18 protein-coding genes and 1 tRNA gene are annotated in these 20,365 nt (G+C 73.8%); 8 read left to right on the top strand and 11 right to left on the bottom strand.

From position 1 onward, the window contains the following. Positions 1–98: 98 nt before the first annotated feature. The 3 genes from DER29_RS27965 to DER29_RS27955 form a co-directional block, all read right to left on the bottom strand. Positions 99–1,256: a branched-chain amino acid ABC transporter substrate-binding protein gene (locus DER29_RS27965; RefSeq protein WP_121400626.1), complete on the bottom strand. Its 1,158-nt coding sequence runs from the start codon at positions 1,254–1,256 to the stop codon at positions 99–101. Between the two features lie 259 nt (positions 1,257–1,515). Beyond that, the gene (locus tag DER29_RS27960; RefSeq protein ID WP_121400625.1) at positions 1,516–2,682 is read right to left on the bottom strand and encodes a hypothetical protein; all 1,167 of its coding nucleotides are present in this window, start codon (positions 2,680–2,682) and stop codon (positions 1,516–1,518) included. Positions 2,683–2,763: 81 nt separating this feature from the next. Further along, positions 2,764–3,384, bottom strand: coding sequence for an ANTAR domain-containing response regulator (locus DER29_RS27955; RefSeq protein WP_089003337.1), 621 nt, complete (start codon positions 3,382–3,384; stop codon positions 2,764–2,766). An 81-nt stretch (positions 3,385–3,465) separates the two neighbouring features. Between DER29_RS27955 and DER29_RS27950 the strand changes: the two genes are divergently transcribed. Together DER29_RS27950 and DER29_RS27945 are read left to right on the top strand one after the other, a co-directional pair. Next, positions 3,466–3,548: transfer RNA gene (locus DER29_RS27950), tRNA-Leu, on the top strand. A gap of 167 nt (positions 3,549–3,715) precedes the next feature. Continuing rightward, positions 3,716–4,330, top strand: coding sequence for a transcriptional regulator (locus DER29_RS27945; protein ID WP_233600184.1), 615 nt, complete (start codon positions 3,716–3,718; stop codon positions 4,328–4,330). Positions 4,331–4,635: 305 nt separating this feature from the next. Here DER29_RS27945 and DER29_RS27940 read toward each other — a convergent pair whose 3' ends face one another. Further along, entirely contained in the window at positions 4,636–5,814 is a 1,179-nt protein-coding gene (locus DER29_RS27940; protein WP_121400623.1) for a PLP-dependent aspartate aminotransferase family protein, read from the bottom strand. An 83-nt stretch (positions 5,815–5,897) separates the two neighbouring features. Between DER29_RS27940 and DER29_RS27935 the strand changes: the two genes are divergently transcribed. Both DER29_RS27935 and DER29_RS27930 read left to right on the top strand, forming a co-directional pair. Next, on the top strand, positions 5,898–6,377 hold the full coding sequence (locus DER29_RS27935) for an Lrp/AsnC family transcriptional regulator (RefSeq protein WP_088999305.1): 480 nt from the start codon (positions 5,898–5,900) through the stop codon (positions 6,375–6,377). A gap of 81 nt (positions 6,378–6,458) precedes the next feature. Then, complete coding sequence (locus DER29_RS27930; RefSeq protein ID WP_370040778.1) at positions 6,459–7,469, top strand: LLM class flavin-dependent oxidoreductase; 1,011 nt, start codon at positions 6,459–6,461, stop codon at positions 7,467–7,469. A 217-nt stretch (positions 7,470–7,686) separates the two neighbouring features. On the opposite strand, the gene DER29_RS27925 is transcribed toward DER29_RS27930, so the two are convergent. After that, positions 7,687–9,960 (bottom strand): cellulose binding domain-containing protein, encoded by a 2,274-nt coding sequence (locus tag DER29_RS27925; protein ID WP_121400621.1) that lies wholly within the window; start codon positions 9,958–9,960, stop codon positions 7,687–7,689. Positions 9,961–10,306: 346 nt separating this feature from the next. On the opposite strand from DER29_RS27925, the gene DER29_RS27920 reads away from it, so the two are divergent. Further along, entirely contained in the window at positions 10,307–11,740 is a 1,434-nt protein-coding gene (locus tag DER29_RS27920; RefSeq protein WP_233600183.1) for a pyridoxal-dependent decarboxylase, read from the top strand. Between the two features lie 177 nt (positions 11,741–11,917). Here DER29_RS27920 and DER29_RS27915 read toward each other — a convergent pair whose 3' ends face one another. The 5 genes from DER29_RS27915 to DER29_RS27895 form a co-directional block, all read right to left on the bottom strand. Continuing rightward, positions 11,918–12,943: a sulfite exporter TauE/SafE family protein gene (locus DER29_RS27915; RefSeq protein WP_121400619.1), complete on the bottom strand. Its 1,026-nt coding sequence runs from the start codon at positions 12,941–12,943 to the stop codon at positions 11,918–11,920. Positions 12,944–13,191: 248 nt separating this feature from the next. After that, positions 13,192–13,662, bottom strand: coding sequence for an Rrf2 family transcriptional regulator (locus tag DER29_RS27910; protein WP_121400618.1), 471 nt, complete (start codon positions 13,660–13,662; stop codon positions 13,192–13,194). A gap of 80 nt (positions 13,663–13,742) precedes the next feature. Next, the gene (locus DER29_RS27905; protein ID WP_121400617.1) at positions 13,743–14,627 is read right to left on the bottom strand and encodes an acyl-CoA thioesterase II; all 885 of its coding nucleotides are present in this window, start codon (positions 14,625–14,627) and stop codon (positions 13,743–13,745) included. Continuing rightward, entirely contained in the window at positions 14,624–16,072 is a 1,449-nt protein-coding gene (gene pyk / locus DER29_RS27900; RefSeq protein ID WP_121400616.1) for a pyruvate kinase, read from the bottom strand. The genes DER29_RS27905 and pyk overlap by 4 nt, the downstream gene beginning before the upstream one ends. Positions 16,073–16,426: 354 nt before the next feature. Next, positions 16,427–16,792, bottom strand: a complete 366-nt coding sequence (locus tag DER29_RS27895; RefSeq protein WP_121400615.1) for a YciI family protein — start codon at positions 16,790–16,792, stop codon at positions 16,427–16,429. Positions 16,793–17,015: 223 nt separating this feature from the next. On the opposite strand from DER29_RS27895, the gene DER29_RS27890 reads away from it, so the two are divergent. Next, complete coding sequence (locus DER29_RS27890; protein ID WP_121400614.1) at positions 17,016–17,642, top strand: hypothetical protein; 627 nt, start codon at positions 17,016–17,018, stop codon at positions 17,640–17,642. Between the two features lie 115 nt (positions 17,643–17,757). Then, positions 17,758–18,630: an aldo/keto reductase gene (locus DER29_RS27885; protein WP_121400613.1), complete on the top strand. Its 873-nt coding sequence runs from the start codon at positions 17,758–17,760 to the stop codon at positions 18,628–18,630. Positions 18,631–18,673: 43 nt separating this feature from the next. Here DER29_RS27885 and DER29_RS27880 read toward each other — a convergent pair whose 3' ends face one another. After that, the gene (locus DER29_RS27880) at positions 18,674–19,465 is read right to left on the bottom strand and encodes an alpha/beta fold hydrolase (protein WP_121400612.1); all 792 of its coding nucleotides are present in this window, start codon (positions 19,463–19,465) and stop codon (positions 18,674–18,676) included. Between the two features lie 452 nt (positions 19,466–19,917). On the opposite strand from DER29_RS27880, the gene DER29_RS27875 reads away from it, so the two are divergent. Next, the gene (locus tag DER29_RS27875; protein ID WP_121400611.1) at positions 19,918–20,346 is read left to right on the top strand and encodes a nitroreductase family deazaflavin-dependent oxidoreductase; all 429 of its coding nucleotides are present in this window, start codon (positions 19,918–19,920) and stop codon (positions 20,344–20,346) included. Positions 20,347–20,365: the final 19 nt, after the last annotated feature.

Genomic DNA, 20,365 nt, shown 5'->3' with positions numbered 1-20,365 from the left:
CTCCATCAGGGTCTGGAGAGAAAAGTGGGGCGCGGCCGGGAGCACAGCTCCCGGCCGCGCCCGCGATCACCACTCAATCGCCGTAGCAGCGACCGACGTCAGGACTTGGGGATCTCCTGCTCCGGAACGACCTTGCCGCCCTCGACCTTGAAGGCCCAGACCTTGACCTGCGCCGGGTCGAGCTCGCCGCCCTCGACGAACTTGTAGCTCGCCGCGACGCCCTCGCCGCTGTAGCCCTTCACGAACTCCAGCAGACCCTCACGGGTGGTCTTGCCCGCCTTGATGCCGGCGAGCAGGATGTTCGCCGCGTCGTAGGCCGTGTCGCTGTAGGTGCCCGGGTCGGCCCCGTTGAGGGCCTTGTACTCCTGGACGAAGGTGCCGCGCGCCTCGGCGGCCGGCTGGCACGGGCAGGTGAGGATGGTGCCCTCGGCCGCCGCCGCGCCCGCGGAGGTGATGTACGCGGCGTCGTTCACGCCGTCGCCGGCGACCATCGGGGCGGTGATCCCGGCAGCGGTGAGCTGCTTGCGGATCAGGCCGGCCTCCTGGTAGTAGCCGCCGTAGAAGATCGCCTTGACGTTGGCGGCCTTGACCTTGGTGACCACGGCCGAGAACTCGACCTGCTTGCCCTCGCCCTGGACCTTGTCGGAGCCGACGACCGCGGGGCCGAGCAGCTTCTTGACCTCGTCGGCCAGGCCGGCGCCGTACGCGGACTGGTCGTCGATGACGTAGACCTTGTCGGCCTTCAGCACGTTCTTGATGTAGTTGCCGGCCGCGGGGCCCTGGCTGAAGTCGTTGCCGACCGCGCGGAAGAAGGTCTTCCAGCCCTGGTCCGCCAGGCTCGGGCGGGTCGCGGAGGGGGTGATGGTCACCAGACCGGCCTCGTTGAAGAGCGGACCGGCGGCCTCCGACTCACCCGAGTAGGCCGGGCCGACGATGCCGAGGATCTTGGTGTCGTCGATGGCCTTCTGGGCCAGACCCGGGGCCTGGTCCGGGCTGCCCTGCGAGTCCAGGGGAACCAGCTCGACCTTGCAGTCGGCGTTCTCCTTGTTGTACTTGTCGACCGCCAGCTTGACGCCGTTGTTCTCGTTGATGCCGAGCGCCGCCGACGGGCCGGTCAGCGCGCCGAAGAACGCGATCTTGTTGCCGCAGGCGTCGCCACCGGACGCCGCGTCGTCGCTACTGGAGCATGCCGTGCCGCCGGCGACGAGCGCCACCATGGCGACCCCACCGATAACGCGCGCGAGCTTCTGCCTCAAGGCCCGAACCCTCCTCCATCCAATGGTCCGAACCACCCGCTGCCGATTGGCCCTTGCGGGGGCGGACGAACCAGACCGTCGTCGCCGGTCTGGGGCCGGACGCTATCCCACCTTTGAGCTGTGACGAAAGCCCCAGGGGAGCGGGTTGACCGAACCGTTACACGGCGTGGCGGATTCGAAACGATCGCTGTAAGAACCGTCGGCCGCGAAAGCCCCTCACCTTCGTTTCGTCGGTAACGGGTCGGACCTCGGCCACCCCCTACCGATCGATGGTCGGCAACCCGACTGACCAGGCACGGGACGCCTCCCCGTCGTCGGACACCAACACCAGTCGATCACCCTGCGACGCGACCGCCACGGCCGCGTTCCCACCGTCGGGCACCGGGGCCGGCATGGCCATCGGTCGCCACGAATCCCCCGCATCGGCGGATAGCCACAGTCCGTGACCACCGCCGTCCCCCGTCACCGCGACCAGCTCACGCCCAGCCGACACCAGGGCGTCGACCGAGGACACCCCCGGACCGGCCGCGCCGAACCCGCCGGCCCGCCGCCATTCGTCGCCCGTCAGCCGCCAGGCGGCGAAGCCGTCGCGCACCGGGCCGAGGACCACCACCGCACCGTCGACCGACGCCACCCGCTGCGCCTGGCCGCGCCCGTCCGGCACCGGCAGCGCCACCCGCCGCCAGGCCCGACCGTCGGTCGAACTCCAGGCCAGGGGCGCCAGCGCCGTCGCGCCGGGCGGCAGCACCGCGCCCACCACCCACCAACCCGACGGCACGGCCACCGCGTCGTACGCGACCGTCCGGCCCCGGCCGTCACCGGCGAGCTCCGCCACGCCCTCCCGGATCGTGAACCGCTCGCCGTCCGGCGACGCCCAGACCGCCGCCCCGTCGACCCGCGCCCCCGCGATCAGCCAACCGGCCGGCCCCGCCGCGAGCCGCGCCACGCTCACCGCGCGCGGGCCGGCGTACAGCTCGAAGGGCGCCGGCGCCTCCCGCAGCCGCCCGTCCGGCGACTGCGACCAGGTGCCCGTGCGCGGGTTGCCGTGCGCGCCGCCGCTCTTCGCGCCGAGCGCCGCCAGCCGGCCGTCGCGGCACGCGGCCGCGTAGAGCACGTGCTGGCGGCCGTAGTGGCTCGACGGCGACACCGGCACCGCCGCCCACGACACGCCGTCGGCGCTGCGCCAGGCCGCCGGTCGGGTCTCCCCCGCCGCGTCGGCCAGCCCGCCGACCACGTACCACGTGCCGGCGCAGGCCACGGCGTCGCGCAGCAGCGGCCGACCGGGGGCGCCCGGCGGCGCCGGCAGGGTCAGCGGCTGCCACCGCGGGCGCAGCGGCTCGTCGACGGGCTCCGCGGGGGCCCGGCCGCAGCCGGCCGGCAGCACCGCGAGGAGACCGAGCACCGCCACCAGCCGCCGGGTCCGCATGGATCAGATGTTATCGATCAACGGGGCCCGCGAGGAGTCCCCCGAGCGCTCTCCGGCGTGTCGCGTCGTCCCGGCGGCGCGTCAGGAGGCGGGCTGGGCGACCTCGCCGCCGGCGGTCTCGGCGAGGATCCGCTCGGCGACCTCCTTCATGGTCATCCGGTGGTCCATCGCCGTGCGCTGGATCCACTTGAACGCCTGCGGCTCGGTCATCCCGTACGTCGTCATCAGCGCACCCTTGGCGCGCTCGACCGTCTTGCGGATCTCCAGCCGGTCGGTCAGCCCCGCGACCTCCGCCTCCAGGGCGGCGATCTCCGAGTAGCGCGACAGCGCGATCTCCACCGCCGGCACCAGGTCGCTCTTCTGGAAGGGCTTCACGAGGTACGCCATCGCGCCGGCCGCCCGCGCCCGCTCCACCAGGTCACGCTGGCTGAACGCGGTCAGGATGATCACCGGGGCGATCCGGGCGCCCGCGATCCGCTCGGCGGCGGCCAGCCCGTCCATGATCGGCATCTTGATGTCGAGGATGACCAGGTCCGGCTTGAGCTCCTCGGCGAGCCGGACGGCGGTCTCCCCGTCACCGGCCTCACCGACGACCTCGTACCCCTCCTCGACGAGCATCTCGGCGAGGTCCAGCCGGATGAGCGCCTCGTCCTCGGCGATCAGAACGCGCCTGCGCTCGACGTCCGTCTGCGTCTCGGCCACGAGCCACTCCCACAATCGTTCCCGGCACGGCTACCACCCATGCTCCCGCACGAGCGTAGTCGGGTACAGTAAGCCGCACTCGCCGGGATGGTGGAACGGCATACACGGAAGTCTCAAACACTTCTGCCCGAAAGGGCTTGCGGGTTCGAATCCCGCTCCCGGCACTCCTGTCATACACCTGTTCGATGATGCGCGGGTGCACCCACCCGACATGCGGGCCCGAGCCCGCGCCCTCCGCGCCCGGGGCAACAACATCCGGTCGGTTGCCCGCGCTCTGTCCCTGCCCTACACCACCGTCTGGCACTGGTGCGTCGATCGGCCCGAGCCGGTCGTGGTCGGCACCGCCGGACGCTGTTTCCGCTGTTCCCCAAAGGTCGGCAATCCGACTGATCCCGCGGCCTACTCCTACCTGCTCGGTCTCTACCTCGGGGACGGCCATCTGGTCACGACCGACCGTGTTCCCGTCCTGCGCATCTACTGCGCCGATGCGTGGCCTGATCTGATCGATGCCTGCGATGCCGCGATGAAGGCGGTGCTCGCGAACAAGGTCCAGCGGATCCAGAAGCAGGGCTGCGCGGCGGTGCAGAGCACGGGCAAGCACTGGCCGTGCCTGTTCCCGCAGCACGGGCCTGGCAAGAAGCATGAGCGGCCGATCGTCCTCACCGACTGGCAGAGGGAGATCGTCGCCGCGCACCCCGGCGACTTTCTGCGTGGCCTGTTCCACTCCGACGGCTGCCGGGTGAGCAACAGGGTGACGGTGCGCGGCAGGAACTACGTCTACCCGCGCTACCTGTTCGCCAACGAGTCGGCCGACATCATGGGCCTCTGCCAGTGGGCGTTGGACCTGCTCGGCATCGCCTGGCGCATGAACCGCCGCAACTCCCTCTCCGTGGCGCGACGGGAGGCGGTCGCCGCCCTCGACCGCCACGTCGGCCCGAAGTCCTGACCCGTCAGACCCGTGACTCCCGACCCGCCACCACCATGGATCACCGCCCGCGCCGCGCCGCCGACCCCGCCCCGCGCCACCGCCCTGATGTGCCCCGCCCGGACAAGCGCCGCCGCGCCGGCCGGTCGGGCCACGAGTGGAACCTCACGGGTGTCACACGACCTCTTTGGCAACCATGGCGTTCCACCCGTGCGGCACGTCATCGCCGCGCCGCGGCTTGCGGAGGGGCCGGCGAGCCACCCGTGCGGCACGTCGTCGCGGCGGGGCGGCTCGCGGCGGCGGAGGGCCGACGACGTCGACCCGGGTCAGCCGAGTTCGGCGAGGGCCCGGGCCAGGTCGGCGCGCAGGTCCTCCGCGTCCTCCAGGCCCACCGAGATGCGGAGCAGGCCCCCGCACGGCTTGGCCTCCCCCTCGACGGGCCGGTGGGTCAGCGAGGCCGGGTGCTGGATGAGGGTGTCGACGCCGCCCAGCGACACCGCGTGGGTGATCAGCCGGCAGGCGTTCGCGACGGCGGCCGCGGCGGGCGCGCCGCCGCGTACCTCGAAGGCGAGGAGGCTGCCGGGGCCGCTCATCTGCCGTCCGACGAGCCCGGCGGGGTCGTGCAGCGACGGGTGGTGCACGCGCGCGACGGCGGGGTGGGCGGCGAGCCAGGCGGCGAGCTTCTCGGCGCCGGCCTGCTGGGCGCGCACCCGCACCGGCAGGGTCTGCAGGCCGCGGTGCAGCAGGTACGCGCCGAGGGGGTGCAGGATCGCGCCGGTGAGCGCGCGGACCTGGCGCAGCCGGGCGGCCCAGTCGGCGTCGCAGGCGACCACGCCGGCGAGGACGTCGCCGTGCCCGCCGATGCTCTTGGTGGCGCTGTGCAGCACGAGCGTGGCGCCGTGCCGGGTGGGTTGCTGGAGTACGGGGGTGGCGACGGTGTTGTCGACGAGCAGCGGCACGTCGCCGGCGGCGCGGGCGAGGGCGGCGATGTCGACCAGGTCGAGGGTGGGGTTGGCCGGGGTCTCGGCGATCACCAGGGCGGTGTCGGGGCGTACGGCGGCGGCGACCTCGTCCGCGCGGGCCCAGGTGACGGTGGTGCCGAGCAGGCCGGTGGCGAGCACGTGGTCGGTGCCGCCGTAGAGGGGGCGGACGGCGACGAGGTGCCGCTTCCCGTCCCGGGTGGCGGCGAGCAGGGTGGCGGTGAGGGCGGCCATGCCGCTGGCGAAGGCGACGGAGTCGGTGGTGCCCTCGAGGTCGGCGAGGGCGGTCTCGAAGCGGGCCACGGTGGGGTTCCACAGGCGCTGGTAGACGGCGCTGCCCCCGGCGGGGAGGGTGCCTCCGGTGGCGAGGGCCTCGTACGCGTCGCCGCCGGCGTCGACCGACGGCAGCGGGTTGGTGGTGGAGAAGTCGATCGGCGGCACGTGGACGCCGAGGGCGGCGAGGTCGTCGCGGCCGGCGTGCACGGCTCTGGTGTCCACGGTCGTCATGCCGGAAGGATCGAACATAGCGCCAACCGGCGGCAATAGTTCCGAACATGATTCGGTAATTGCCCTTGGAAGCACGGGCTGGTTCGATGGATGATGCCTGCATGCCCCTTGCGACGAATGATGTGCGGCGGTTCGCCGACCTGGATGACACCGACCGGGCGATCCTGTCGGAGCTGGCCGCCGACGGCCGGCTGCCGAACAACGCCCTCGCCGAACGGGTCGGGGTGGCCCCGTCGACGTGCCTGACCCGCACCCGTGCCCTGCGCGAGCGCGGGGCGATCCGCGGGTTCCACGCGGAGGTGGATCCGGCGGCCGTGGGGCTGCCGTTGCAGGCGCTGGTGTCGGTCCGGTTGACCGCGCACGAGCGGGCGGCGGTGGACGCGTTCCGGGCCCGGTCGGTGCGGCTGCCGGGGGTGGTGGCGGTGTTCCACGTGGCGGGCGCGGAGGACTACGTGCTGCACGTGCGGGCGGCCTCGGCGGACGCGCTGCGGGACTTCGTGCTGGACCACCTGGCCGTGGACCCGGCGGTGCTGCACACCCAGACGAGTCTGATCTTCGAGCAGGCGCGCGGCATGGGGTGAGACCCCGGCGTGGGGCGCGGCGGGCCGTGAGGCTGGTCGCAGCGAGGAACAAAGCCGAGGTGGGCGGGGTTGGCCAAGCGTGTGATCAACGTACCGCTGTCTGTTCTCGATCTTGCCCCTGTCGCGGCTGGCGCCACCGCCGGCGCGGCGCTGCGGCACACCACCGAGCTGGCCCGGCGCACGGAGGAACTCGGGTACCGCCGGTTCTGGGTGGCCGAGCACCACAACATGCCGGCGATCGCGAGTTCCGCGCCGGCGGTGCTGCTCGCGCACCTGGCGGCGCACACGTCGACGATCCGGCTGGGCTCGGGCGGGGTGATGCTGCCCAACCACGCGCCGCTGGTGGTGGCCGAGCAGTTCGGCACGCTGGAGGCGTTGCACCCGGGCCGCATCGACCTGGGCATCGGCCGCGCCCCCGGCACCGACCAGGTGACCGCGCTGGCGCTGCGCCGGACGATGGAGGGACTGTCGGCGGAGGGCTTCCCCCGGGAGCTGGCGGACCTGATGAACTACTTCAGCGGCGAGCGGCCGGGGCCGATCACGGCCACCCCCGGCCTCGGCGAGCAGCCGGCCGTCTGGCTACTCGGCTCCAGCGGGTTCAGCGCCCAGCTGGCCGGGCTGCTGGGCCTGCCGTTCTCCTTCGCGCACCACTTCAGCGCGCAGAACACGGTGCCCGCGCTGGCGCTGTACCGGCAGCACTTCCGGCCGTCGAAGTGGCTGGAGCAGCCGTACGCGATGGTGGCCGTCAACGCGGTCTGCGCGGACACCGACGAGCGGGCGGAGTGGCTGGCGGGGCCGGCGGCGCTGTCGTTCCTGCGGCTGCGCTCGGGGCGGCCCGAGCCCCTGTCGACGCCGGACGAGGCGGCGGCGTACCCGTACACGGAGGCCGAGCGCGAGTTCGTGCGCCAGCGCCGGGACGGGCAGGCGACGGGCTCCCCGGAGACCGTACGGCGGCAGCTCGGCGAGCTGCTGGCGCGCACCGGCGCGGACGAGCTGATGCTGACCACGCTGGTGTACGACGTGGCCGACCGGGTGCGCTCCTACGAGCTGATCGCCGAGCACGTGGCCGGTGGCCTGCGCCGGAAGGGCTGAAACACGATCTTCACGTCGGCGTCACCGGGGCGACGCGTGGCGCGCCTAGTTTTGTCCTCGGTGGTGGTACGGCATTCCCGGTCGGGACGGGTCGGGGATGCCGCGGTGTGGGGCACCGGGCCGGAGCTGTGCGGATTCCGCGGCTGCGGCCCGGTGCCTGTTTCACCCCCGTGACCGGCCGGCGGAGCGCCACGAGGCGCCGTCGCCGGCCTCACTGTCAGCGCAGGTAGATGTTGGGCGTGGGCGGGGCGGCCATGCCGTCGCCGATGAAGAAGCCCGGGTGCGGGGGCTGGTTGTAGGCGGTGTTCTGCCAGGCGACCGCGACCCGGTACTGCGGGTCGTGCATGAGCGTGTGGATCCGGCTGCCGGTGGGCGTGGGCGTGCTGTAGATCCGCAGGGCCCGGCTGTCGCTGGTGCGCCAGACGACCTCCTCGCGCCAGTCGCCGAACAGGTCGGCGGAGAGCGCCGGGTTGGACTTGGTGCCGTTGTTCGCCGCCACGCCGCTGGCGGTCAGCAGGCGGGTGTCGCCGCCGGTGCCGTACTTGTCGATCCGGGTGGCGTCGAGCAGTTCCCGGACGGGGTCGCCGTCCCACCAGACGAGGAAGTTCGCCGAGGACGGCCTGCGCCCGACGACGGCTCCGGTGGCGCTGTAGAGGTCGCCCATGTGGGTGCCGGCGCCCCAGAACTCGGCGCCGGGGCTGCCGGCGTGGATGTCGGCGGCGACGCCCCGGCCGGGGCCCTCGGCTCCCCCGTTGTTCGGTCGCTGCCAGACGACCCGGCCGGTGCGGGCGTCGTGCAGGTCGGCCGCCGGCTGGTTGCCGGACTCGTGGATCGTGAAGACCTCCAGGCCGGCCCGGCCGGGGACGAGGTCGCCGACGTGCAGGGCGTCGCCGTGGCCGAACCCGGTGGCGTAAATCAGGCGGCCGTCGTCGTCGATGGTGGCCGATCCGTACACGATCTCCTGTCGCCCGTCGGCGTCGACGTCGGCGACGGAGAGGTTGTGGTTGCCCTGACCGAAGGCGGCGCCGTTGCCCGACGCGTTCGAGTCGAAGGTCCACCGCTTGCGCAGGGTGCCGTCGCGGAAGTCCCAGGCCGCCACGACCGCCCGGGTGTAGTAGCCGCGGGCCATCACCAGGGAGGGGCGCTGCCCGTCGAGGTAGGCGGTGGCGGCGAGGAAGCGGTCGACCCGGTTGCCGTAGTTGTCGCCCCAGGAGGAGACGGTGCCCCGCGGCGGGTCGTAGTTGACGGTGGAGAGGACCGCGCCGGTGCGGCCGTCGAACATGGTCAGGTACTCGGGGCCGGCGAGGACGTACCCGCTGGAGTTGCGGTGGTCGGCGGTGGCGGAGCCGATCACCTGCCCGGTGCCGGAGCGGGTGCCGTCGGCGGTCTTCATGGCCACCTCGGCGCGGCCGTCGCCGTCGTAGTCGTACACCTGGAACTGGGTGTAGTGGGCCCCGGCGCGGATGTTGCGGCCCAGGTCGACGCGCCACAGCCGGGTGCCGGCGAGGGTGTACGCGTCGAAGTACACGTTGCCGGTGTAGCCGGACTGGGAGTTGTCCTTGGCGTTGGACGGTTCCCACTTGACCACGAACTCGTAGTCGCCGTCGCCGTCGAGGTCCCCGACGGAGGCGTCGTTGGCCGAGTACGTGTAGCTTTCGCCGCTCGGCGTGCTCGCGCCCGGCGGCACCTGCAACGGCACGTCGAGGTGACCGGCGGGGAACTGGAGCGCGGCCGCGGAGGCGGCCTGTTCGGCGCCGCCGACCACGGCGCGCACGGTGTAGGTCGCGTCGGCTGCCGCGCCACTGTCGAGGTAGTTGGTGGCTCCGGTGATCGGGCTGCCGTTGACCCTGGTCGCGCCGCGGTAGAGGTTGAAGGCCACCCCGGCGGTCTCGGTGCCGAGCAGCCGCCAGGAGACCAGGTTGCCGGTGCCGGAGCGGACGCTGACCAGTCCCCGGTCGAGGTCCTCCATCTGCACCGCCCCGGCCGGGGGCGGAGTGGTGGGCGGCGGGCTGGTCGGCGGCGGGGTCGTGGGCGGTGGACTGCTCGGCGGTGGCGTGGTCGGGCCACCGGTGGGCGCGGCGCCGGTGCAGGCGGTGCCGTTGAGGGCGAACCCGGTCGGTGGCGGGTTGCTCCCCTCCCACGAGCCGTTGAAGCCGAAGGTGGTGCTGGCACCGGTGGCGATCACCGCGTTGTGGTCGACGTTGCGGGCGGTCACCTGGGCGCCGGACTGGTCGACGAGGGCGTTCCACGCCTGGGTGACCCGCTGGCCGGCGGGGTACGACCAGGTGAGGGTCCAGCCGTTCACCGGATCGCCCAGGTTGGTGACGGTGACGTCGGCGCCGAAGCCGCCGGGCCACTGGTTGGTGATCCGGTGTTCGACGCGGCAGCCGGCGGCGGCAGCCGCGGCGGTGAGGGTCGGGAGCGTACCGGCGACGAGTGCGGCCGCGGCGGCCGCGGCGAGCAGCGCGACGCGGCGGTGGGTGACGGGCATGGGGTGTCCTCCGGAGAGGTCGGGCGCGCGGGAACCGTCGCCGTCGGCCTGCCCGGGCCGGCGGGAGGACACGCCGCGCTGGCGGCGGTGGTCCGACGCCGCAATCCGGCGTCGGTGTCGACGCCACCGCTCCGGTGTCGGCACCCCGGCGCCGTCGCTGCGGCGTGGGTGTCCCGGGGCGGGGCGGCGTCGAGGGATGGCTCCGCGCACCTGCGATGCTAGGGCAAGCGCTTTCTAAGGACAATCCGTTCCTCCCCCGCCCTGGCCTCCCTCCCCCGGCATCCTCCGCGTCGGGACGCCCGGCGCTTCCCTTGCCCCGGGCCCGGATTCTTGATCGACTCAGGGCGTGGCTGAGCACATGACCCCGGACGAGTTCCGTCGCGCCGGGCACGCCGTGGTGGACTGGATCGCCGACTACTGGGCGACGCTGGAGCGGCGCCCGGTGACCTCGCAGGACCCGCCCGGGACGGTGGCCGCCCGGCTGCCGGCCGGCCCGCCGGAGCACGGCGAGCCGGTGGAGGCGGTCCTGGCCGACCTGGACGCCCTGATCACGCCGGGTCTGACGCACTGGCAGCACCCCGGCTTCTTCGGCTACTTCCCGGCCAACACCTCCGGGCCCAGCGTGCTGGGCGACCTGGTCAGCGCCGGGCTGGGCGTGCAGGGGATGCTCTGGGCGACCGGGCCGGCGTGCACCGAGTTGGAGACGGTGCTGCTGGACTGGCTCGCCGACCTGCTGGACCTGCCGAAGCGGTTCCGCTCCGGCTCCGGGGGCGGCGGGGTGATCCAGGACTCGGCGTCCTCGGCGACGCTGGTGGCGACCCTGGTCGCGCTGCACCGCGCCGGCGGCGGCCGGTGGCGCGAGGTCGGCGTCGACCGCCGCTACCGCGCCTACGCCTCGACCCAGGGCCACTCGTCCATCGAGAAGGCCGCGCGGATCGCCGGGCTGGGCGCCGACGGAGTACGACCGGTCGAGGTCGACCCGGAGACGCAGGCGATGTCCCCGGCGGCGCTGCGCGCGGCCATCAAGGCGGACGTGGCGGCCGGCGTCGTCCCGGCGATCGTGGTGGCCACCGTCGGCACCACCTCCACGACCGCGATCGACCCGCTGCCGGAGATCGGCGCGATCTGCGCCGAGTACGGCGTCTTCCTGCACGTCGACGCCGCGTACGCGGGGGCGGCGGCGGTCTGCCCGGAGCTGCGGTTCGGGCACGTCGGCCTGGAGTATGCCGACTCGTACTGCTTCGACCCGCACAAGTGGCTGCTCACCGGCTTCGACTGCGACGCGTTCTGGGTGGCCGACACGGCGGAGCTGATCGAGGCGCTGAGCGTGCTGCCGGAGTACCTGCGCAACGCCGCCACCGAGTCCGGCGCGGTGATCGACTACCGGGACTGGCAGGTGCCGCTGGGCCGCCGGTTCCGGGCGTTGAAGCTCTGGTTCGTGCTGCGCTGGTACGGCGCCGAGGGGCTGCGCGCGCACATCCGCTCCGGCGTGGCGCTCGCCGCCCGGTTCGCCGACCGGGTCCGCGCCGACGACCGGTTCGCGCTGGTGGGGGCGCACCCGTACTCGCTGGTGTGCTTCCGGCTGGCGGCGGACGACGAGGTCAACGCGGAGCTGCTGGCCCGGGTCAACGCCACCGGCCGGGTGCACCTGACGCACACCCGGGTCAACGGCCGCTACACGCTGCGCCTGGCCGTCGGCTCCCCGCAGACCACCGAGGTCCACGTCGACGAGGCGTGGACCCTCCTCGCCGACGCCGCGACCGCCCTCCTCCCCCGCTGACGACCCGACCCACCGGGCGGTCCCGCCGAGTAGCGGGTGCCCGGCAGGACGCCGCCACCCGCCGTAGGACGCGCCGTCCACGATGCGGTCGCCGCAAGCGGTGCAGGCGCCGGAGATCTTGGTCGGAAACGGCCCCTCCGGGGGCACTTTCCTACCAAGATCTCCGCCGTGGGCGGTTCAGCGGCGGTCGGGGGCGCCGGCGGTCGCCGGCTGGGGCGTGACCGCGGGTTCCGGGAAGCGCGGCAGCGGCTCGGCCGCGCCGGGGACTGCGGGCAGGTCGGTCGCCGCCGATCCGGCGTCGGTCGGGGTGCCGGCCGCGAGGGCGGCCGCGGCGACGGCCCGCTGACGGCGGGTGCGCAGCAGCGCCCGGACGGCCAGTGCGAGGGCGGCGGCCCAGGCGACGGCCAGCAGGACGTAGACGGCGGGCCGGGCCGGGCCGCCGAGGTCGGCCGAGCGCATCAGCGTGCGGGCGTTGGTCAGCACGATCACGCCGCCGATCGCCGCGCCGAGCAGTTGGGCGGGGACGATGCGCACCAGCCAGGCCGCGATCGGCGCGGCGATCAGGCCGCCGACGAGCAGCGCGGCCACCATGGGCAGCAGGAAGCCCTCGGAGCCGAGGCCGATCAGGAAGCCGAGGCTGGCGGCGCCGGCGACCACGAACTCGGACGTGTCCACCGAGCCGATCACCTTGCGCGGCTCCATCCGCCCGCTGACCAGCAGGGCCGGCGTGGCCACCGGGCCCCATCCGCCGCCGCCGGTGGCGTCGACGAAGCCGGCGACCAGGCCGAGCGGGCCGAGGAAGCGGCCCCGCAGCCGGCCGCCGCGCCGATCGGTCCGCAGCGGCCGGGAGAAGCGCACCAGCAGGTACGCGCCGAGGGCGAACAGGATGCCGGCCATCCACGGGGCGGCCGACTCGGTGGAGATCGAGCTGAGGAAGGTCGCCCCGGCGAACGCGCCGACGGCGCCGGGGAGGGCGATCCGGCCGACCACCCGCCAGTCGACGTTGCCGAACCGCCAGTGCGCCACCCCGGCGGCGAGCGTGGTGCCAATCTCGGCCAGGTGCACCGACGCCGACGCGGCGGCCGGCGCCACCCCGACGAGCAGCAGCAACGTGGAGGAGGTCAGCCCGTACGCCATGCCGAGCGCGCCGTCGACGAGTTGCGCGGCGAGCCCGACCAGCGCGAGGACCAGCAGCTTGCGCACGAGCGCCCCCTGACTTTTCGGTATCTCCTATCGACTTGGTCGACAATGCGGCACGGGGCGTGCCCCGGTCAAGCCTTCAACCGGTCAGTGAGACGACAGACGCCGACCGGCCGCCGCCAGCCGGTGGCGTGGCAGCGGCGGCACCTGTCGGAGGAACGCATCAGCGAAGTCATGCGCCCCCTCGCCGGGCGGGGCGGCGACGAGCGCGTGTCGGAGCCGGGAACGAGGGCTGCGGGACCGGGGGCGGGTCAGGTCCAGGCGCGGGGGTCGGCGGCCAGCTCGACGACCCGGCCCGGCAGAGTGCCACCGGCCACGTCGGCGACGGTGACCAGTTCCAGGATCTCGCGCTCGCTGGCCCGCAGGGCGATCCACACCTCCTGGAGGGCCCGGGCCGCCCCGTGGTAGCCGAGCTCCTCGGGCCGCTGCCCGCGTACGTGCGCGAGCGGGCCGTCGATCACCCGGATCACCTCGGCCAGCGAGATCTCCCCCGCCGGCCGGGCCAGCCAGTAGCCGCCCTCCGGGCCGCGCTGGGCCTGCACGATGCCGCCCCGGCGCAGTTGCAGCAGGATGCTCTCCAGGAACTTCGGCGGGATCTCCTGGGCGCGGGCGATCTGGTCGGCGGTCACGGGCCGGCTTCGCCCGGGCCCGGCGTCACCGGTCACCGAGGCGAGCTCGGCGACCGCGCGGAGGGCGTAGTCGACCCGGGCGGAGAGGCGCATGCGGCAAGGTTAGTCGCCTGGCCGCCCCGCCCGGACGATCACCCCTCGGCCGATCGGCCGGTGGCGATGTACCGCCGAGGTCAGTCGCCGACGCGGCGCAGCAGCCCTTCCTGCACGACGCTGGCGATGTGCCGCCCGTCGGTGGTGAACATGCGGCCGGTGGCGAGCCCCCGGGCGCCGGAGGCCGACGGGCTCCAACAGTCGTAGAGGAACCAGTCGTCGGCGCGGAACGGCCGGTGGAACCAGAGCGCGTGGTCCAGGCTGGCACCGACGACGCCGCCCGGGCCCCAGACCTCGCCGTGGACCGAGAGCACCGAGTCCAGCAGCGTCAGGTCGGAGGCGTAGGCCAGCGCGCAGGCGTGCAGCAGCGGATCGTCGGGCAGCCTGCCGTCGATGCGCATCCAGACCCGCTGGTGGGGGTCGGGGGGCCGGTCGCCGGGGCGTACCCAGCCGGGTTCGCCGACGTAGCGGACGTCGATCGGGCGCGGGATCTGCGACCAGATGCCGAGCCGCTCCGGATAGCGGGCGAGCCGGTCGGTCATCGTCGGGACCTCGTCCGGGCCCGGCACGTCGGGCGGGGTGGGGGCCTGGTGGTCCAGGCCCTCCTCCGTCCGCTGGAACGACGCCGACATGAAGAAGATCGGCTTGTCGTGCTGGAGCGCCACCGAGCGGCGCACCGAGAAGGAGCGGCCGTCGCGGACGTTCTCCACCTCGTACACGATCGGCTCGGCCGGGTCGCCCGGGCGGACGAAGTAGCCGTGCAGGGAGTGCACGAAGCGGGCCGGGTCGACGGTGCGTCCGGCGGCGACCAGCGCCTGGCCGGCGACCTGGCCGCCGTACACCCGCTGGGGACCGACCGGGGGGCTCATCCCCCGGAAGGTCATCCCGCCGGTGTGCTCCAGGTCGAGCACCTCCAGGAGCTGGTCGACCGCGGCCTGCCCGACCGCGACGTCCGCGTCGCTCACTGCAAGGCCCGCGCCGACGCCGCGTCGACCAGCGACCCGAGCTGGTGTACGCGCAGCGTGTTGGTCGAGCCGGGGGTGCCGGGCGGGCTGCCGGCGACGATCACCACGTAGTCGCCGGGGTTGGCCCGGTCGAGGCCGAGCAGCGCCTGGTCGACCTGGCGGAACATGTCGTCGGTGTGCTCGACGAACGGCATCAGGAACGTCTCCACGCCCCAGGAGAGGGCGAGCTGGTTGCGCACCTCGGGCACCGGGGTGAAGGCGAGCAGCGGCAGGTCGCAGTGCAGCCGGGACAGCCGCCGCACGGTGTCGCCGGTCTGCGAGAAGGCGACCAGGGCCTTGGCGCCGATGGCCCGGGCGATCGAGGAGGCGGCAACGGTGAGCGCGCCACCGTGCGTACGGGGGTCGTGCTGCAGGCGCGGCACGCCGATCGAGCCGGACTCGGTGGTGGTGACGATCTTCGCCATGGTGCTGACGGTGAGCACCGGGTACTTGCCGACGCTGGTCTCGCCGGAGAGCATCACCGCGTCCGCGCCGTCGAGCACGGCGTTGGCCACGTCGGAGGCCTCGGCGCGGGTCGGCCGGGAGTTCTCGATCATGGAGTCGAGCATCTGGGTGGCCACGATGACCGGCTTGGCGTTCTCCCGGCAGAGCTGCACGGCACGCTTCTGCACCAGCGGCACCTGGTCCAGCGGCAGCTCGACGCCGAGGTCGCCGCGGGCGACCATGACGCCGTCGAAGGCCAGCACGATCTGCTCCAGGCAGTCGACCGCCTCGGGCTTCTCCACCTTGGCCAGTACGGGGCGGTGCACGCCCTCCTCGGTCATGATGCCGTGCACCAGCTTGATGTCGTCCGCCGAGCGGACGAAGGAGAGCGCGATCAGGTCGACGCCCAGGCCGAGGGCGAAGCGCAGGTCCTCGGCGTCCTTCTCGGACATCGCCGGCACGCTGACCGCCACGTTCGGCAGCGAGACGCCCTTGTTGTTGGAGACCGGGCCGCCCTCGGTGACCAGGCAGCGGATGTCGTTGCCGGTGACGTCGGTGACCTCGACGGCGACCCGGCCGTCGTCGATCAGCAGCCGGTCGCCGGGCTTAACCTCCTGCGGAAGCTTGCGGTAGGTGCAGGAGACCCGCTCCTTGGTGCCGAGGACGTCGTCACCGGTGATGACGACCGAGTCGCCGGTGCGCCACTCGTGCGGGCCGTCGGCGAACCGGCCGAGCCGGATCTTCGGGCCCTGGAGGTCGGCGAGCACGGCCACCGGCCGGCCGGCCGCTTCCGCGGCCTCGCGGACCAGCCGGTACACCGCCTCGTGATCCTCGTGGCTGCCGTGGCTGAAATTGAGTCTCGCCACGTTCATGCCGGCCTCGACGAGGCCCCGGATGCGCTCCGGCGACGAGGTGGCAGGACCAAGAGTGCAGACGATCTTCGCGCGGCGTGTCACGCCCATCAGGCTAGTCTCTCCTCCGGGTCGGGCTGTGGGCCGACCCCTTGCGGACTGCGGAACATTGTCCAACGACGCGCGTCACGCGCGCAGCCGGCGGGCGGAACCCACGCCGGAACGTTGAGGCGGCGGGCATCGGCGACCGCGCGCCGGAATCGTACGCCCCCGGCGCGAACGGACAACCGGGTGCTCCCCGCCGCTCCGCACGGCGCGCGGGCCGACTCCGCCCGGCGCGCAGGCCGACGCCGAGGCGGGGTGGCGCGGGGCCGCCCGGTCCGCTGCGACGTGGCCGGCGTCGTTCCCGGGCCGCACGGCGACCGCCTCCGCGCGGGGCGTCGTCGCCCTGGTCGGCGGGGCGGCTCAGCTCTGCGTCTTGACCAGCGGGAAGTCCAGCGAGCCCTCCGGGCAGAGGAAGGTCAGCACGTCGACCCGGTAGAGCCCCGCCTGGACGGCCGGGTCGGCCTCCATCACGCTGCGCACGTCGTCCACCGAGCCGGTGCGGGCCAGGCCGAAGCCGATCGGCGGGTCGGGTTCGCGGGCCGGGCCGTCCACCGAGCCGGCGACCAGGATGATCCCGCGCCGTTGCAGGGCCTGCATGTGCGCGAGGTGCTCGGCCTGCAACCGCTGCACCGTCTCCGCCGGCAGCGCCCGCCCGGCCGCGCCGGGATACAGCACGATGCACTCGTACGTGTCGAGCGCGAAGTCGACCTGCGGCACTCCCGTCATGGCGTTCCCTCCCGCGTCACGCCGCACGCGGCGACCGCCGGTCGACGCCGAGCCGGCACGGCCCAGCGTCGCACGGGCGGGCCGCCGGCACGGGCGCTCCGGTCAACTTCGTCCGCGACCCGGCCCGGTTGCGGCCCGGTCGCGCCGTTTTCCCGGCGGCGCCGTGGAGGCGCCCGGGTCGCGACGGCCGGAGGCTGTCCCACCCCCGCCCTACGCTGCCGGCGTGGGCACGAGTTACCAGACGATCCTGGCCGTGGGCGGGCTGGCGGAGATCCGCAGGGTGCTGACCGACGTCGGCACCGAGGCGTACGTGACGGAGGTCGGCGAGCGCCGGTGGGCGGTCGTCCCCCGCGAGGAGGAGGGCGGCTACGCCGAGGTCGACGACCTGGCGCAGCTGATCACCCTGCTCACGCGCGAGCCGGCCGTCACCTTCGACGTCTTCGACTCCAGCGTCATGCGGGCCAGCGTGCACGCCGGCGGCCGGGAGGCGCACCGCTACGTCTCCGACCGGGGCTGGGTGACGGAGTACTGGGACGACGACAACGAGGTGCTCGCCGGCTTCGACGGCACGATCCACCCGGTCGACGCCCCGCCGCCGCCCGGCCCGAGCGGGGACGACCCGAGCGTCTTCGCCCCGCTGGGCGTCGGCGCGGTCGACACCGTGGGCCTCGGCGCGGCGCTGCGCGGGGAGGTCCCGCTCGACGGCGAGCCCCGCCTGTTCGCCGAGTGCCAGCACCGGGCCATCCTCGAAGCCCTGCGGCTCGACCCGTGCCCGTTGACCCGGCCCTTCCGGGACACCCACCTCGACCACGTGCCCGCCCCGGTGCACGTACGGCCCGACGGCGGGTGATCCCGGTCTCGATCCGCCCCGGCGGTGGTGCGGGCGACGATCGGCGGGAAAGCCCCACCGGTGGTGGCTAGATTGGCCGCTGGAGACGCAGAGAGACAGGATGGGGAATCCACGCATGGCGAACGACGCTGGTAAGCAGCCCGCGAAGGCCTCCGGGACGTACCGGATCGGGGGCGACCTCCAGGTCGACCGGCTCGGCTACGGGGCCATGCAGCTCACCGGCCCCGGCGTGTGGGGCGACCCGAAGGACCCGGCCGAGGCCGTGCGGGTGCTGCGCCGGGCGTACGAGCTGGGCGTGACGTTCATCGACACGGCCGACTCCTACGGCCCCTTCGTCAGCGAGCTGCTGATCCGCGAGGCCCTGCACCCGTACGCCGACGACCTGGTCATCGCGACCAAGGCCGGTCTGACCCGCTCCGGTCCCGGCGACTGGCGTCCGGTGGGGCGCCCGGAGTACCTGCGCCAGCAGTGCGAGCTGAGCCTGCGGCACCTCGGCCTGGAGGCCATCGGGCTCTACCAGCTGCACCGGATCGACCCGCAGGTGCCGCTCGCCGACCAGCTCGGGGAGCTGGCGCTACTCAAGCAGGAGGGCAAGATCCGGCACATCGGCCTGTCCGAGGTGACCGTCGAGCAGATCGAGGCGGCCCGCGCCATCACCCCGATCGTCTCGGTGCAGAACCTCTACAACCTGGCGGACCGCAGCGCGGAGTCCGTCCTGGAGCACTGCGAGCGCAACGACCTCGCGTTCATCCCCTGGTTCCCGATCGCCACCGGCAACCTGGCCCGGCCGGGCGGCCCGCTGGACGCGATCAGCACCGGGCACGGCGCCACGCCCGCCCAGCTCGCCCTCGCCTGGCTGCTGCGCCGGTCGCCGGTGATGCTGCCGATCCCGGGCACGTCGTCGGTGGCGCACCTGGAGGAGAACGTGGCCGCCGCCGAGGTGCGGCTGACCGACGACGAGTACGAGGCCCTCGCCAAGGCCGCCTGACGCGGCGCGGGGCGGGCGGCGCACGACCGCCCGCCCCCGCCCGCTACAGGGCGAGGCAGTTGGGGCGGATCGCCTCGCCACGCAGCGCCTGCCGCACGATCGAGTACGCGGTGCCGTCCAGCACGAGGCCGAGGTGACCGACCGCGCGCAGCGGGCACGCGGCCTGGATCAGCACGTTCGTCGCGCCGTCGGCCAGCGTGGCGTTGTCGACGGGGCGGACCAGCTCGTCCTGCGAGGTGCGGACGGTGGTCCAGCGCAGCGCACCGGGGGTGTCGTCGCCGGCGTTGAGGTCGGCGAGGAAGTCCGAGCCGATGGACATCTGCTGGCAGGCGACGATCCCGGCGCAGCTGCCGAGCCCGACGACGCGCAGGATGTTGGCCACGTAGGTGCCCTGCTGCGGGCTGCCGAGGCTGACGTAGCGCCCGACGGCGTCCGCGCCGCCGAGGAACTTGACGTACCAGCGGGAGACCAGGCCGCCCTCGGAGTGGGCGACGACGTCCACCCGGGACGCCCCGGTGGCCGAGCGGACCTGGTCGACGAATCCGGAGAAGGCGCGGGCGGAGTCGCGGATGTCGCCGACGCCGAGACCCGGCAGCTGGTAGACGAAGACCCGGTGACCGTCGGCGCGCAGCCGCGCGGCGATCGGCTCGTACGCGATGGAGACGCCGATCAGGCCGCCGACGACGATGACGGGATTGCCGGTGGCGGCCGTGGTGGTGGTCGCGGCGGCGGTCGGGGCGGCGGCGGGACGGTCGGGGGCGGCCGTCGCGGCGGTGGCCGGCACGAGCAGCGCGGCGGTGGCGACGGCGGTGACGACGATCTTTCGGAGCAGCATGGCTGCACCTCCGGCGGGAGGTACCCGGGGGGCCGGGGACGGCGGGTGGGGGTCCGATCGATCGTGGGACGATGATGATGTCCGTGATCCATCGTCGTCAATAACAAGTTACGGCCCGGTAACCCCTTGTCGCGCAGGGGGCACAAACCGGCAATCCAGGCGGCCGCCGTCCACGAGGGACGGTGCCCCGCGTCGGGCCGGGCGCGGTGGCATGCTGTGACCCGTGCGTCCCACACCGCCCGCGAGGAGCCGCTGCGGGTGATGCCGTGGTGGTTGGTGCTCGTCCGGGCTGCTCATCGCCACGCTGCGCGTCGACGCCATCCGGACGGGCTGACCGTGGTCGCCGGCACCGGCGGCGGGCTCGCGCTGCTGCTCGTGACCGGTGCCCCTGCCCCGCTTCGGCGTCGCCCGACGGGCCGACGGTCACCGCTGGAGGCCGCTAGGCTGGCCGGATGGGGGAGACCATTGAGGACAGCCCGGTCGAGTGGGTGGCCAGTCACGTGCGCCGCTACGTGGAGACCGATGGCGCCGACGGCGGGAAGTACCACGGCTACGACGCCCTGCTGATCACCACCCGGGGGCGTCGCTCCGGCACGCTGCGGCGGACCGCGCTCATCTACGGCCGCGACGGCGACCGCTACCTGCTGGTGGCGTCCAACGGCGGGGCGGCGCGGCACCCTGCCTGGTACCTCAACCTGTGCGCCGACCCGCAGGTGGAGGTGCAGGTCGGGGCCGAGAAGTTCCGGGGCACGGCGCGCACCGCCACCGCGGAGGAGCGGCCCCGGCTGTGGCAGGCGATGACCGAGGTCTTCCCGACCTACGCCCGCTACCAGCAGGAGACCGACCGGGAGATCCCGGTCGTCATCGTCGAGCGCGCCTGATCGCTGCCCGCCGGGTGGG

Origin of the sequence: Micromonospora sp. M71_S20 (assembly GCF_003664255.1) — a bacterium.
Taxonomy (GTDB): domain Bacteria; phylum Actinomycetota; class Actinomycetes; order Mycobacteriales; family Micromonosporaceae; genus Micromonospora.
Note: the sequence above shows the minus strand (reverse complement) of the source record. Positions and strands in the feature narration are given on the sequence as shown.

Coding starts and splice junctions, on each gene's coding strand:
- DER29_RS27960 (WP_121400625.1), bottom strand. CDS start 2,682: ATGCGGACCCGGCGGCTGGTGGCGGTGCTCGGTCTCCTCGCGGTGCTG.
- DER29_RS27940 (WP_121400623.1), bottom strand. CDS start 5,814: ATGTTCGATCCTTCCGGCATGACGACCGTGGACACCAGAGCCGTGCAC.
- DER29_RS27935 (WP_088999305.1), top strand. CDS start 5,898: ATGCCCCTTGCGACGAATGATGTGCGGCGGTTCGCCGACCTGGATGAC.
- DER29_RS27925 (WP_121400621.1), bottom strand. CDS start 9,960: ATGCCCGTCACCCACCGCCGCGTCGCGCTGCTCGCCGCGGCCGCCGCG.
- DER29_RS27910 (WP_121400618.1), bottom strand. CDS start 13,662: ATGCGCCTCTCCGCCCGGGTCGACTACGCCCTCCGCGCGGTCGCCGAG.
- pyk (WP_121400616.1), bottom strand. CDS start 16,072: ATGGGCGTGACACGCCGCGCGAAGATCGTCTGCACTCTTGGTCCTGCC.
- DER29_RS27895 (WP_121400615.1), bottom strand. CDS start 16,792: ATGACGGGAGTGCCGCAGGTCGACTTCGCGCTCGACACGTACGAGTGC.
- DER29_RS27885 (WP_121400613.1), top strand. CDS start 17,758: ATGGCGAACGACGCTGGTAAGCAGCCCGCGAAGGCCTCCGGGACGTAC.
- DER29_RS27880 (WP_121400612.1), bottom strand. CDS start 19,465: ATGCTGCTCCGAAAGATCGTCGTCACCGCCGTCGCCACCGCCGCGCTG.
- DER29_RS27875 (WP_121400611.1), top strand. CDS start 19,918: ATGGGGGAGACCATTGAGGACAGCCCGGTCGAGTGGGTGGCCAGTCAC.